Origin of the sequence: Gaoshiqia hydrogeniformans (assembly GCF_049347105.1) — a bacterium.
In the GTDB taxonomy this organism is placed as follows: Bacteria; Bacteroidota; Bacteroidia; order Bacteroidales; family Prolixibacteraceae; genus Gaoshiqia; species Gaoshiqia hydrogeniformans.
Genome location: NZ_CP186334.1, coordinates 2,643,992 through 2,657,568, shown reverse-complemented (window position 1 = coordinate 2,657,568; position 13,577 = coordinate 2,643,992). Strand labels below are relative to the sequence as shown.

General features: G+C 45.9%; 11 protein-coding genes. 1 reads left to right on the top strand and 10 read right to left on the bottom strand.

Translation table 11 applies throughout. From position 1 onward, the window contains the following. Positions 1–16: 16 nt before the first annotated feature. The 4 genes from ACOIT5_RS10505 to ACOIT5_RS10490 form a co-directional block, all read right to left on the bottom strand. Complete coding sequence (locus tag ACOIT5_RS10505) at positions 17–3,484, bottom strand: TonB-dependent receptor (RefSeq protein ID WP_423130425.1); 3,468 nt, start codon at positions 3,482–3,484, stop codon at positions 17–19. Between the two features lie 191 nt (positions 3,485–3,675). Beyond that, complete coding sequence (locus tag ACOIT5_RS10500) at positions 3,676–4,647, bottom strand: FecR family protein (RefSeq protein ID WP_423130424.1); 972 nt, start codon at positions 4,645–4,647, stop codon at positions 3,676–3,678. An 81-nt stretch (positions 4,648–4,728) separates the two neighbouring features. Next, on the bottom strand, positions 4,729–5,316 hold the full coding sequence (locus ACOIT5_RS10495; RefSeq protein ID WP_423130423.1) for an RNA polymerase sigma-70 factor: 588 nt from the start codon (positions 5,314–5,316) through the stop codon (positions 4,729–4,731). 128 nt (positions 5,317–5,444) lie between these two features. Next, positions 5,445–6,221 (bottom strand): NIPSNAP family protein, encoded by a 777-nt coding sequence (locus ACOIT5_RS10490; RefSeq protein ID WP_423130422.1) that lies wholly within the window; start codon positions 6,219–6,221, stop codon positions 5,445–5,447. Between the two features lie 84 nt (positions 6,222–6,305). On the opposite strand from ACOIT5_RS10490, the gene ACOIT5_RS10485 reads away from it, so the two are divergent. Beyond that, complete coding sequence (locus ACOIT5_RS10485) at positions 6,306–7,076, top strand: TIGR02757 family protein (protein ID WP_423130421.1); 771 nt, start codon at positions 6,306–6,308, stop codon at positions 7,074–7,076. Positions 7,077–7,107: 31 nt separating this feature from the next. On the opposite strand, the gene ACOIT5_RS10480 is transcribed toward ACOIT5_RS10485, so the two are convergent. The 6 genes from ACOIT5_RS10480 to mdh all read right to left on the bottom strand — a co-directional run bounded on the left by ACOIT5_RS10480 (position 7,108) and on the right by mdh (position 13,369). Next, positions 7,108–7,761, bottom strand: a complete 654-nt coding sequence (locus ACOIT5_RS10480; protein ID WP_423130420.1) for an ABC transporter ATP-binding protein — start codon at positions 7,759–7,761, stop codon at positions 7,108–7,110. 37 nt (positions 7,762–7,798) lie between these two features. Further along, a complete protein-coding gene (locus ACOIT5_RS10475; RefSeq protein WP_423130419.1) occupies positions 7,799–8,068 on the bottom strand; it encodes a Sec-independent protein translocase subunit TatA/TatB in 270 nt (89 codons plus the stop codon). 116 nt (positions 8,069–8,184) lie between these two features. Then, a complete protein-coding gene (gene secDF, locus ACOIT5_RS10470) occupies positions 8,185–11,190 on the bottom strand; it encodes a protein translocase subunit SecDF (protein WP_423130418.1) in 3,006 nt (1,001 codons plus the stop codon). A gap of 112 nt (positions 11,191–11,302) precedes the next feature. After that, positions 11,303–11,710 carry a hypothetical protein gene (locus ACOIT5_RS10465; RefSeq protein ID WP_423130417.1) on the bottom strand — a complete coding sequence of 136 codons (408 nt, stop codon included), beginning with the start codon at positions 11,708–11,710 and terminating at the stop codon, positions 11,303–11,305. Between the two features lie 126 nt (positions 11,711–11,836). Beyond that, positions 11,837–12,289 (bottom strand): retropepsin-like aspartic protease, encoded by a 453-nt coding sequence (locus ACOIT5_RS10460; protein ID WP_423130416.1) that lies wholly within the window; start codon positions 12,287–12,289, stop codon positions 11,837–11,839. 144 nt (positions 12,290–12,433) lie between these two features. After that, positions 12,434–13,369 (bottom strand): malate dehydrogenase, encoded by a 936-nt coding sequence (mdh, locus tag ACOIT5_RS10455; RefSeq protein ID WP_423130415.1) that lies wholly within the window; start codon positions 13,367–13,369, stop codon positions 12,434–12,436. Positions 13,370–13,577: the final 208 nt, after the last annotated feature.

The window sequence follows — 13,577 nt, the reverse complement described above, 5'->3', positions numbered from 1 at the left end:
AAGTTCATAAGTCAGGTTAAAAATTAAGATTTAAACCAAAAACGATTTGCCGGCTCCTGGGGTAAGCCGAATAATCAACACCGGGGGTGAGAGCCGTTTTTCTTCTGGTTGAGACCTCGGGATCGAAACCCGAATAATTGGTGATCAAAAATACATTATACCCGGTGGCATAAAACCTCAGGTTCTGTATTTTCATTTTTTTCGTCATCGATGAAGGCAATGTGTACCCGAGGGTGAGGGTATTCAAACGAAGAAAAGAACCGTCTTCGACCGCCCAATCACTGAACACAAACCGGGCCATGTAAGGCGACCACATGGTGGTATTGGCATTCATGGCGCCCAATGTTGCCAGGTCGGTCACCAGGTCGCCGGTTGTCGGGTCAATATTGGTCCACCGTTTACCTTCTCCCATCATATCAATGAAATTCCGGTACTGGTACCTTGGAGTTGAAGAAGTGTATTCAATCTTGTTGGCGTTATAAACATCATTACCGTAGCTCCAGTTAAACACGGCGGTCAGGTCGAAACCATAAGCACGTCCATTGATCGTAAACCCACCGGTATGCAAAGGATTAGCATCGCCGATGATTTCCCGGTCGTCCACCGTAACCAGATTATCTTCGCCCGATATGTTTTTGAGTTTCATCAGTCCGGGAGCCGGATTCCCGACAATGGCAGTGGCATCAACCACGCCTTCTTTCAATATCCACCGGTTTGTTGTGGCGTTATATCCTTCAAAATCGGACACTTCATAGCGGCCATCGGAACGGAACCCGTACATTTTTCCAACCGAACCACCTTTGGCAATCCAGAAGTCGTCGCCAATTTCGGTGGATGCCCAGCCTGTAGCCGCGCCAAAATCTTCCATGATGCCCAGCGACTTAATTTTATTTTTATTGAACCCGATGTTGAAGTTGAAACTCAGACCATAGTCCTTTTTCTCAATCGCCGACCAGTTTAACGAAACTTCCAACCCCTTGTTCCGTGTCTCGCCCATATTCCGGTATTGGGTATTATAACCGGTACCGGCAACAGGGAATTCAATCAACAGGTCTTTGGTATTATTCAAATAAGCTTCAATCGTACCGCTTAAACGACTGTTGAACAGCGCAAAGTCGAGCCCGATATTCCGGGTGTAGGTGGTTTCCCATTTCAAATCGGGATTGGCCATGGTTTTTGATGCCGACCAGAAATTCCCGATGCCGTTGATCCAGGCGCTGGTGCCTGATTCAAAGGATTGGGCCATTTGTCCGGAAGGGATGTTATTGTTCCCGGCCGTACCATAACTGAGTCTCAGTTTCAGGTCATCGAGCCAGGACGAGCTTTGCTGCATAAAATTTTCTTCAGAAATACGCCATGCAGCGGCAGCTGATGGAAAATAGCCCCACCGGTTACCGTTGCTGAACTTGCTTGAGCCGTCGGCCCGGAACGTCGCAGATAACAGGTACTTGCTTTTGAAGTCGTAGTTCGCGCGCCCGAAGAATGAAAGCAACTTGTCATCGGGGCTGTAATTGTTATCGGTTGAATAGGCTTTACCCTGGGTTGTCAGTTTTAAAGCCTGGTCAAAGGTAAACAGCTTTGGAAAGCCATGTAACACCGAAGTGAGTTCCTGAGTATTCGTTTCTACCATTTCATGGGCCACCAGAAGTTTCAGATTATGATTTTCAGCGAGAACTTTTTTGAAATCGTAAGTCAGTGTATTCGTGTTCCTGATACGTTCCTGCTTGCGGTCGCGAAGAATCAGCGCCGGGTAACCCTGGTTTTCGGAGGCAGGAGCATTTTTTATGTAATAAGTCGTCAGCCCGTAAAACCGGTTATCATTGTTATTGAAATTATCCAAACCAACTTCTGTCTTAAACTGTAGATTTTGTATCAGTTCCCATGAGAAGCTGGCCGCCATATTGTAGTTTTTCCGCATCTGCTCGCGGTCGTTGTCGGCAGCTGCCACGAGGGGGTTCTGCAGGTAACCGGCAATGGCCTCGTCGGTATCGTCAGTTGTTAGCCCCCCCAATGGGATTGGCGAATAGGTCACACTGTGTTTTAAACGGGAGTCGGCCGATGATACTTCATTTTGCTCGTTGGCGCCTCCACCGTTAATTTTTGTATCGGAATAACGGAACGAAAATGCAAGCTGGACTTTGCTGTTCGGGTTGTGGTTGAGTTTAAACGACAGGTTGTCGCGTTTGAAATCTGAGCCGATCATGATTGCCTTTTCATCAATATGGGCATAATTAAACGAGTAGCTTATTTTATCGCTCCCGCCTCTGATGCTCAGGTCGTGATTAAATACCTCGCCGGTACGACCGTAAACCTGTTTTTGCCAGTTGTTCCCTTTTTGCCCAACATACATATCCTTGTCCTGCCAGGCACCGTAATATTTTTCATAAGAACCAAGATTATCAATCCCGTCGTCCAATACCGCATGTTCGTACTGCCAGTTGACATAGTCTTCCACATCGAGGACATCCAATGTTTTTGCAATCCGTTTAAACCCGAAATAGGAATTGTAGCTCACTGAAACTTTGCCGGCCACCCCGCTTTTGGTCGTTACGATGATAACCCCGTTGGCGCCCCGCGACCCGTAAATCGCGGTTGATGAAGCATCTTTCAATACATCGATGGATTGGATATCGGACATGGCAATATCGGAAATGCTGTTCACCGGAAATCCGTCGACAATAAACAAAGGGGTATTATCCTGGGTGATGGAGCCCCCGCCACGCACGCGAATTCTCATCTCGGCATCGGGCGAGCCTTCAGTTGACAAAACCTGTACCCCAGCCAGTTTACCGGTAATTGCTTCAGCCGCGCTGGCCACAGGAATGGCTGCAAGGTCCTCTCCCTTTACCGAGGCAACCGAGCCGGTGATATCTTTCCTCTTCATGGTACCGTAACCAATCGCAACCACTTCCTCCAGCCCGATGGTTTCCTCTTCGAGTACCACATTTACAACCGATTGATTCACGGGCGCCTCCACTCGTTTCATTCCAACAAAAGAAAACACCAGTACAGCTCCCTCCGGCAGATTATTCAGGTTGTAATTGCCGTCAAAATCAGACAGGGTTCCGGTGGTTGTGCCTTTTACAACAATACTGACACCCGGCAGCGGAGCGCCGCTTGTATCCGTTACTTTCCCGGTAACGGTTCTAACCTGCTGGTTGATCAGATTATTTGCCGGTTTTTCATCGTTTGAATAGAGGACAATCTGACGGTCTTTAATCAGGTATTTGGTTGTTGTGCCATCAAACAACACATTCAAAACCTCATCAATTTTCTTATTCTGCAACTCCAGGTTTACCAGACGGTTCACATCTACTTCACGGTCGTTGTACATGAAAAAGAATTCACTTTGATCTTCAATATCCCGAAGTACATCCTTTACCGTTGTATTCTGAACTTTGAGGTTCAAGTCAGCGCTTTGCGAATAAACCTTCGCCTGAAGACTGATAAATGTGACCAGCAAAAGTAAGGTTGTCAGTTTCATAATGCGAATTAATCTTGACAGGTTATATAATATCCTGTCATCGTTACACAACAATTTTTTTTTCATAAGTTTGTCTTACAAAGTTAAACATACCCCCAACCAGGGTTTTAATTTTTGTAGTAAGAGGGAAGTGTTGCAGCACTTTCCTCTTTGTCATTTGACAGCATGGTTTTTAATTCAATAAGTCTGTTTCATTTTTTACGAATGGTTACTTTATTTCCGTTTATTTCATAGGTAATCGGGGTGGTCATAGAAAGCAAGCCCAACATTTCCCGCAAACTTTCGGTACGGAGCGCCAGGGTATATCCATCTTTGTCCTTCAGCTCCGGATCCAGCTCGATTTTCACCCCGTACCACCGTTCCATTTTTTTCACGACCTCGGAGAAGGTCGCATGATCAAAGCGAAGCATTTCTTCTTTCCACGACGTGAAAAAACGCGTATTAACTTTTTCGCTCACCATTTGTCCCGAATGGGTATTGATGCGGTTTTGTTCCCCGGGCCTCAACAGCGTTTTTGTATGATCCGCTTTATTCATAATTTCAACACTCCCCTCTTCAAGCGTTGTAACAACTTCATTATCTTCAATATACGCAGAGACATCAAATTTTGTTCCCAGCGCTTTGACCTCGGCATGAGGAGTTTGCACCGTAAACGGGTGACTTTCGTCTTTAGCCACGTCAAAATAACCTTCACCCGACAAGGTCACATTCCGGTTATGCTTAAAGTCAACCGGATACACCAGACTTGAACCGCCGTTTAGAAATCCGGTTGAACCATCGGGTAAGGTAAAGTGTACCCTTGAACCGGATGGCGCGCCAATTTGAGCATACGATTCAGTTATCTGGAAATTTTTAGAGGCCAGATAGATTCCGGCCAGTAAAAGCGGGACAAGCAGAAATGCGGCAACCCGGTAGTAGACCAGCAAGGCAATTGATTTGAAGGGCCGGTTTTTCGAACGGGTGTTGATGTAGAAATGAACCCGGTTGAGAACATGCTGCAATTCAACTCTGGCCGATGACGATTTTTCCCAATTTTCACGGGCAATCTCTTCCAATTCAGGCTCATTCCCGGTATGAAGGTAGGCATCAATTATTTCCGGATCGTCAACAGCCTGTGACAACTGAAAATTTTGCCTGATCCGGTTTTTTAAAGTCTGGTCCATACGTCACAATATAGGTTGCGTTTAATTAGAGTATCCGCAACGATGCCTTCGCACCTAATCCAATTGTGATTTTTTTAGAATTTATTGAAGAAAAAGACAAAAGAAAAGTGACGCTCCAATGGCTTCGCGCTCCAAATTATTTTTTAAATACCGCAAGGCCAGGTTCATATGATTCTCAACCGTACTCTTGCTGATTTTCATTTCTTCGGCAATATCAGTTGTACTTTTACCTTCGAAACGACTTTTCAGAAAAACCGTCTTTCGTTTTTCCGGCATTTTGTTGATCAACGAATCAATCAGTTCTTTCAGAGAAGCATAATTAATATCGATTTGTTCGTGCGCCTGAGCATCAGGCGCTTTCGTAGTATATTCAACATACTTTTGAAGCAGTGCTTTCGAACGAAAGTACTTCCTGATATCATTAAAAGCGATCGTAAATAGGAAAGAACGGAATTCGTACTCGGCTTTAATCTCTTTGCGCTTTTCCCAAATCCGGCAAAACGTTTCCTGAACCAGTTCTTCCGCTTCTTCCTTCGATTTCAGGTAACCGTAAGCAAAATGATAAAGCTTTGAGCTGTAATGCTCAAAAAGCTGATTAAAGGCAAGAATATTGTCTTTATTCAACTCTTTGATCAATTGCTTTTCCGTATTTAAACTTCCCTTCTTCAAGCTTCTTTCCCTTTAAAAACCTTACGCTTCAGTTCAAAATGCTGAGACGTCACGTAAAAATAGCGAGAATTACGGCAATTACAAAAACGCCGGCTCCCGGCCTTAAGGCCACCAAACCCGGCCATCGATCAGATTTGTGAATAATCGAGCGGAAGCAAAAAGACTTTATTGACTACACTTACGGTGTTGGCATATTCGGGCCGGTTTTTCATTTCGTCCCAGTCGGGGCTGCCAATAAACTTCTGCCAGTTTTCGGCGCGTTCGTCGAGGTTAGCGAACCATAACATGTACATCAGCGCCGGCATTTGCGGCCCTGCCAAAATTTCGCCGAAGAAAACAGCATGCAGGCCTACCTGATCGAACAAAGCCAGCTCTTCCCGGTTAAACATCCCGATTTTTCGCTGCCCGGCTTCTTCATTGTTGCTTTCGTACGTCCTCAGTTCAAAGACCCCTCGCGTTTTGTCGGGCATCCGCAGCTGCGGAATCGCGTCGAAAGCCTCCATCAAATAGGTTTCGAAGCGAATATAGGCCCCGTTTTCCGCTGTCTCGTCAAAATAGCTTTTTGATTTTTGCAGGAAAGTCTCATTCTTCCAAATGGCATTCTTTATTTCGTGATATGCCTTCATCGACGGAAAAACCAGCAGGTAATACACCACCGGGGGATCTGCCTGGCTGTATTCGCCAAAAGCGCCCACGGTAACGCCGTATTCATTCAATACCGGAATCAGGGTTTCACGGTAAAACCGGTCGACCCGGCTTTTTTGCCCGCCGTTTTTAAACCGGTACACGCGCCATTCATAAATTTGTTTTTCGCCTCCGGGAGCAGGAACTGCGGCAATGGCAGAACCGGCCACAGCTGCCCCAGCCATCATGGCCGAACCTTTTATGAAGTTTCTTCTTTTCATTGATTAAGTTGAATGAGGTTAAGGCAATGAAAATACACAAAATTCAAACAATAACTTATCTTTATCCCAAAAGCTTTACGACAGTTGAAAACATTCAGCGCCGAAATAAAAGAGTTTTTGGAAGAAAGGGTAAACCGGTACAATCAGCCCGGTTTTATCGAAACCGACCCGATTTGCATTCCGCACCGGTTTGAGCGAAAAGAAGACATTGAAATTGCCGGTTTTCTGACGGCTACCATTGCCTGGGGCAGCCGAACCACGATTATCAAAAATGCCTTAAAGCTGATGGAACTAATGGGAAACGCTCCTTTTGATTTTGTCATGAGCCACCAGGAATATCAACTGGAGCGTTTCGACGGGTTTGCCCACCGTACCTTCAATCAATCTGATATACTGTATTTTATAAAATCCCTGAAATACCTTTACCAGGAGCGCGGAGGTATGGAGCCGGTATTTTCGGAATACGCGACATCAACATCAACCCAACCGGCCATTCACGAGTTCAGGAAGATTTTCTTTTCACATGCCGATCCGGGCAGGACATCCAAACATTTGTCCGATCCGGCCAAGGGGTCGGCCGCCAAGCGCGTGAATATGTTTTTGAGGTGGATGGTGCGGGACGACCGGCGCGGGGTTGACTTTGGTATTTGGAAGGGTATAAAACCGGCCCAGTTATCCTGCCCATTGGATGTTCATTCGGGAAATGCGGCCCGAAAATTAGGACTGCTCACGCGAAAACAAAATGATGCCCGGGCGCTGGAAGAATTGGACCGCAACCTGCGTTTATTGGATCCGCTTGATCCGGTGAAATTTGATTTTGCTTTGTTTGGACTGGGTGTATTTGAGAAGTTTTGAATTCGAATCGCCATTTCACTCACCGGGTCATCTAATCTTCGATTCGCCCGTCGCGCATGCGGATAATCTTATCCGACTGACGTGCAAAATTTTCGTCATGAGTAACGATCACCAGTGTTTGGTTAAAGCGGTCGCGCAAACTGAAAAACAAATCATGCAAATCTTCGCGGTTTTTGGTATCGAGGTTTCCCGAAGGTTCATCGGCCATAATTACCGCCGGATCGTTGATCAAGGCGCGGGCCACCGCTACCCGCTGGCGTTCGCCTCCCGACAATTCGGCCGGTTTATGCGTCAGACGGTTACCCAAGCCTAAAAATTCAAGTAGTTCCCTGGCCTTTTGTTCCGCTTCTTTCTTCGATTTTTTAGCAATGAATGCCGGAATACAGACATTTTCAAGCGCGTTAAACTCGGGCAGGAGGTAATGAAACTGGAAAACAAAACCGATTTCTTGGTTACGAAAGGCAGCCAGTTGTTTTTCGCTTAACGAAAAAACAGGCTTTTGTTTGATCCGGACCGTTCCGGTATCGGGCAAACTTAAGGTTCCCAGGATTTGGAGCAAGGTAGTTTTTCCGGCTCCGCTGGGACCTACCACCGAATAAAGTTTTCCCCGGGGAATCTCCAGGTTAATGCCTTTCAGCACCTGCAAATCGCCAAACGATTTCGTTATATTTTCTGCTTTAATCAATGGAGTTTTTCTTTCTTTTCAATCGCCGCTTCCCGGATTAATCTTTCAATCCTTCGTTGATATCCTTCGTCAGCTGATTTGTTCCTTCTTTTACCGAAGAAGAAATATCATTTATATCCCGCTTAAAATCGCCGGTATTCTCATTGATTTCCCGCTTGATTTCATTGGTGGCTTTTTTAAACTCCCGGACTCCCTTACCAAGCACCCGTGCAATATCGGGGATCGATTTCGAGCCAAAAAAGAGCAAGGCGAGCAACATGACCATCACAATTTCGCCACCGCTTATAAATAATAAAGATGTAGTCATTTTTAAAATTTTCAACAAATATACAAACAAGTTCAGTACTTCCTTATCCGAAGTGAAAGTTAAGCCCATAAAAAAACCCCGGCAAAAACCGGGGTTTAAATGATCATCGATCTGAATTATTTTTTCCTTTCGGCTACTTTGGCCGCCTGGCGTTGTGTATCGTACACAATCGGGCTGGCAACAAAAACAGACGAATAAGTACCAACCAGCACACCAACCAGCAAGGCAAAGGTAAATCCCTGGATAGAAGTACCGCCGAACAGGAAGATGGCAAGCAATACCACGAAGGTGGAAAGCGATGTACTGAATGTACGGCGAAGCGTGGAGTTCAGCGCCTCATCGACATTTTGTTCGCGATTACGTTTCGGGTGGATCTGCAGGTACTCGCGAATACGGTCGTAAACAACCACCGTGTCGTTGATTGAATAACCCAATACCGTCAGGATGGCGGCAATAAAGGCCTGGTCGATTTCGAGCGAGAAGGGCAACAAGTTATGGAAGAGCGAGAAAATACCCAAAACAATGATGGAGTCGTGCGCAAGAGCAGCTACCGCTCCAAGGCCATACTGCCAGTTACGGAACCGCAACAGAATATACAGGAAGATGATAATCAGCGAGAAGACAATCGCGATCAGGGCATCTTTCTTGATATCATCCGAAATAGTCGGACCCACTTTTTGCGAACTCATCCGGTAGTTGGAGTCAAACTCCTTCAAATCGACACTACTGTCAATAAAACCGCCGCTTTTCAGTCCCTGGAGCAACAGGTTTTCAACTTCAGCATCAACCACGTCGTTCAGTTCTTCAATTTTATACTTGGTAGTGACCTTTACCTGGTTGTTCCCGCCAAATGTTTTTACTTCAGGCGCATGTCCGTAAACTTCAGCCAGGGCCGTACTCACATCGGCTACTTTTACTTCCTGATCGAAACGAACCACATAAGTACGTCCTCCCTGGAAGTCGATCCCATAGTTAAAGCCACGGGTAAAAATCGACAACAACGAAATGATTAGCAAAGCGCCTGAGATCATATAAAAGACCTTACGTTTTTCGAGGAATTTGATCCGGGTGTTTCTCAACCAGTTATCGGTAAACTTCGAAGTAAAGGTGATATTTTTATTTTTACTCAGCTGACGTTCAAACATTAAACGGGTCAGGAAGATTGCAGAGAACAACGAAGTAAAAATACCAATGATTAAGGTGGTTGCAAAACCTCTGATGGGGCCTGAACCAAATAAGTAAAGCACGACACCCGTCAGCAAGGTGGTCACCTGGCCGTCGATGATGGCAGAATACGCATTTTTATAACCATCGGCAATGGCCAATTTTAAGCCTTTACCGGCTTTAATTTCCTCCTGCACCCGTTCATAGATCAACACGTTGGCATCAACCGACATACCGATAGTCAACACGATACCGGCAATACCCGGCAAGGTAAGCACGGCGCCAATCGAAGCTAAAACGCCGACCACAAAGAACAGGTTGGCAATAAGCGCTACGTTGGAAGTAAATCCGGCCCGCTTGCTGTAAAAGAACAACATGTAGCCCAATACGAGCATGAAAGCCACTGCAAACGACCACATCCCGCTGCTAATCGCTTCTTTACCCAGCGACGGACCAACCACTTCTTCCTGGATGATATGGGCCGGAGCGGGCATCTTTCCTGATTTCAGGATGTTGGCAAGGTCTTTCGCTTCTTCAACCGATTCGAGACCGGTAATACTGGAACGTCCGCCGGTGATTTCAGAATTGACGGTCGGATACGAACGGACATAACCGTCGAGGATGATGGCAATGGACTTCCCGATATTATCTTTGGTCAGCCTGGCCCAAACTTTTGCACCTTCGGCATTCATCGTCATCGAGACTTCGGGACGACTTCCAAATTGTTCATAATCCTGGCGGGCATCCACAATCACGCCGCCATCAAGCGGCGCACGTCCGTCGCGGCTGGTTACTTTCACGGCAATTAAGCGGTAGAAGTTTCCGGCATCGTCAACCGGTTTTGATGTCCATTTCAAAGAAAGGTTACGCGGCATAATGGCTTTCACCTGCGGCATATTAAAATAATTCCCTACGGTCGCCGTATCTTTAAAATGTGCTGTACCAACCACCGGACCGGGGTATAACTGTCCTTCCATAGTGGTACTTGGCGTCAGCACGGCAAATAACGGATATTGTTTTTTGAAATCGCCAAATTCGTCCACCTCGGTTGAGTCGGTCGTACCGCTTTGCAATTCGTCGAGCAAACTGCTTGCTTCGGTTTGTGCCGCTTCGGCAGTTTCTTCTCCGGCAGTTTCCGTTTCCGTTTCGGTTCCGGGTTCAACTTTAGCCACCGAAAGATCCTGTACCTCTTTTATTTTCTGGTTAACCTGCATCAACACCGGGTAAACCTCGCTGTTTTCGTATGTTTCCCAAAATTCGAGCGATGCTGTTCCCTGTAATAACTTACGCACACGTTCCGGATTATCAACGCCGGGCAATTCAACCAAAATACGTCCGCGGGTCTGCAAGGGCTGAATATTTGGCTGGGCCACCCCGAAACGGTCGATACGGGTACGGATAATATTAAACGAGTTATCGATAGCTGCATCCGTTTCTTCGCGGATGACGCGAAGCACCTCGCTGTTGGGCGAATTGTACTTTACTTTATCTTTCAGCTCAAGCGTATTGAAAATAGCGGCCATCTGGGCGTTCGGATCAACTTCTTCAAACGCGCGGCCAAACAGGGTGACAAAATCGTCCTGGCTGTTCCGCTGCATTTGAACCGCCCGGTTAATGGCGGCATTAAAGGTGCTGTCGGTACTGTAATTGGCCAGCGACTTGATCAGGTCGGCCACGGAAACCTCGAGTGTAACGTTCATCCCGCCTTTCAGGTCAAGGCCCAGGTTCATCTCCAGGGCTTTTACATCCTTGTAGGTGTATTTTTTCAAGCCAAGAAAATTGTAAACGGTTTCTCCCGAAATCGAATCCAGGTATACCAGTTCTTTCATTTTGTCTCCTTGTGCATACTCGCGCGCATCTCTCTCCACTTTGCGCGAAACGTATGAAAAGATTAACTGGTAAGCACAAACCAATGCCAGCAAAATGGCAAAAGTTCTGATTAATCCTTTGTTTTGCATTTGTATAAAATTTTAGATTGTAGGTATTTGTTTTTTAAAGTATTCATTGCTGACACGCAGATCATGCCGATCATCCGGCCATCAGATCCGGTTATTCCAGTCTGAAAATCGATCAGGCTACCGACGGATAATCGTCGGGGTTGGCATGATGACAGAAATTGTATTTCATAAAATGAGCCATGAACAGGAACGACGGATGTTCATTCACCGATTCGGCTTTAAGCAGGTAGAATGTCCTGCAATTATGGTATTTGGTAAGAAAATCGTTTTGGCTGGCGGCAAAAATCAGTCCCGTGAACAACTTATCGGTTCCGGAAAGCAGCTTGAAAGTATTGACCGGGTTATAGAAGAATACTTGCGCATTCTGCATATTCACGGTTTCTGAGCGGTTTTCGAGTTCGTTGATCAACCTGCCGGAGCCTTCGTGATACACATCAAACAATACAGCCAGCCCAATTGCCGCGAAAAACAGCAATAAGCGCAAACGCAGCGTTTTTGATATGTATTTTTTCAGTTCCATTTTCAACAGCTCGCAAATATATCGATTTTTAAAAGAAGATGAATGCCTGTATTTCTTTTTTAAAACAGATTTTAATGTGTCAACGCCAAGGCTTGCCATAAAATATGCAGCACGGATATTCCGGGCTTAACGTTTCAGCGGCTTCTTATAAAATGAGATGGTTTCTGCCTGGTAATCAATGCGGCAGCCGTAAGCTTTCAGCACATCGCTTCCCAGTAAACCCGAAATCTGAATATCGCGGTATTTTTGATAAATGTTGTTGACGTGAGAAAGATCAATCAGGGCGACTTTCAAATCTTTCATCTTCACCGGACCAAATTTCAGCTTTTTCAATTGCCCGACCTGGGTTTCAACCATGCCGACACTGATCCCGGCGCTCTGATATTCCTCGTTGCCGGCATTCTCAACCAGTTCGTAACAATCTTCGAGGTTCCGGTCGAACACCGTCTTTGAGGCGCCGGTATCTACAATCCAGAAAGCCGTTTTTTTCCCGGGCAGTTTGCCTTCCAACACCAGGTGAAAGTTATTTTCCTCGAGTTCAATCAGAACCAGCGGAAGTTCAGTTATTCGTCCAGCCATCAGTAAAATTTGATTCGTTTTCACGGCTGTTCTGCCATCTTAATCAGCTGACAAAACAGACTATTCCTTCATTGTTGAAAAAAAAAGCCCCTGCAAATGCAGAGGCACTAAATATAGCGTATAAAATGCGTTTCTGAAATGGAATTAAAGAATGTTCATGCCGTCAAGAATGTCCATGATGCCTTTTACCGCTTTGGCCGACTCGAATAACAGGCCTTTTTCTTCTTCATTCAACTGAACCTCAATGATTTCTTCAACCCCGTTTTTACCCAGTTTTACCGGAACGCCGACGAACATATTGTCCAGTCCGTATTCGCCTTCGAGTTTCACACAGCAGGGGAAGATTCGTTTCTGGTTCATCACGATGGCTTCCACCATTTGAGCAGCAGCTGCTCCCGGGGCATACCAGGCCGAGGTACCCATCAGGTTTACCAACTCGCCGCCGCCGTTTTTCGTACGGGTGATAATCTTATCGAGCTTTTCGGCATCAATCATTTCAGTGACAGGAATACCCGAAACAGTCGTATAACGCGGCAGGGGAACCATCGTATCGCCATGTCCGCCCATCAGCAGGGCCTGGATGTCACGCGGAGAAACGTCGAGCGCTTCGGCCAAAAATGCCCGGTAACGGGCGGTATCCAACACGCCGGCCATACCCATAATCCGGTTTTTCGGAAATTTAGCCGTCACGTAAGCGGCATAGGTCATGACGTCGAGGGGATTTGAAACGATAATAATCTTCGCATCGGGAGAATACTTGATCACGTTTTCGGTAACGCTCTTAACAATCCCGGCGTTGATTGAAATCAAATCATCGCGGCTCATTCCCGGTTTACGCGGAACACCGGAAGTGATCACGACAACCTCGGAACCGGCTGTTTTTGAAAAATCGTTTGTAGATCCTGAGAGGCGGGTATCATAGTAATTAATGGGTGCGGTTTGCCACAAATCCAATGATTTTCCTTCGGACAATCCTTCTTTAATGTCAACCAGCACAACTTCCTGCACAATGTTTCTTTCTGCAACAATCTGAGCACAAGTTGCACCAACATTTCCGGCCCCAACTACTGTTACTTTCATAATATTCTGTTTTTGGTTTCTAAGAATTTTTTTTGCGCTGACAAAGATAAAAGGTATTTTGAAATACCCTAAAAAACAGCAACCCGTATTAACAATTTAATAACTGGTTAATAAAGCATTTACACGCTAACACAGCCTGAAATTTACAGCTTGGGAAATCGTGTATTTATCCGCTTTCGTCCGGTTAAAATACAGTCTGAACATCCTG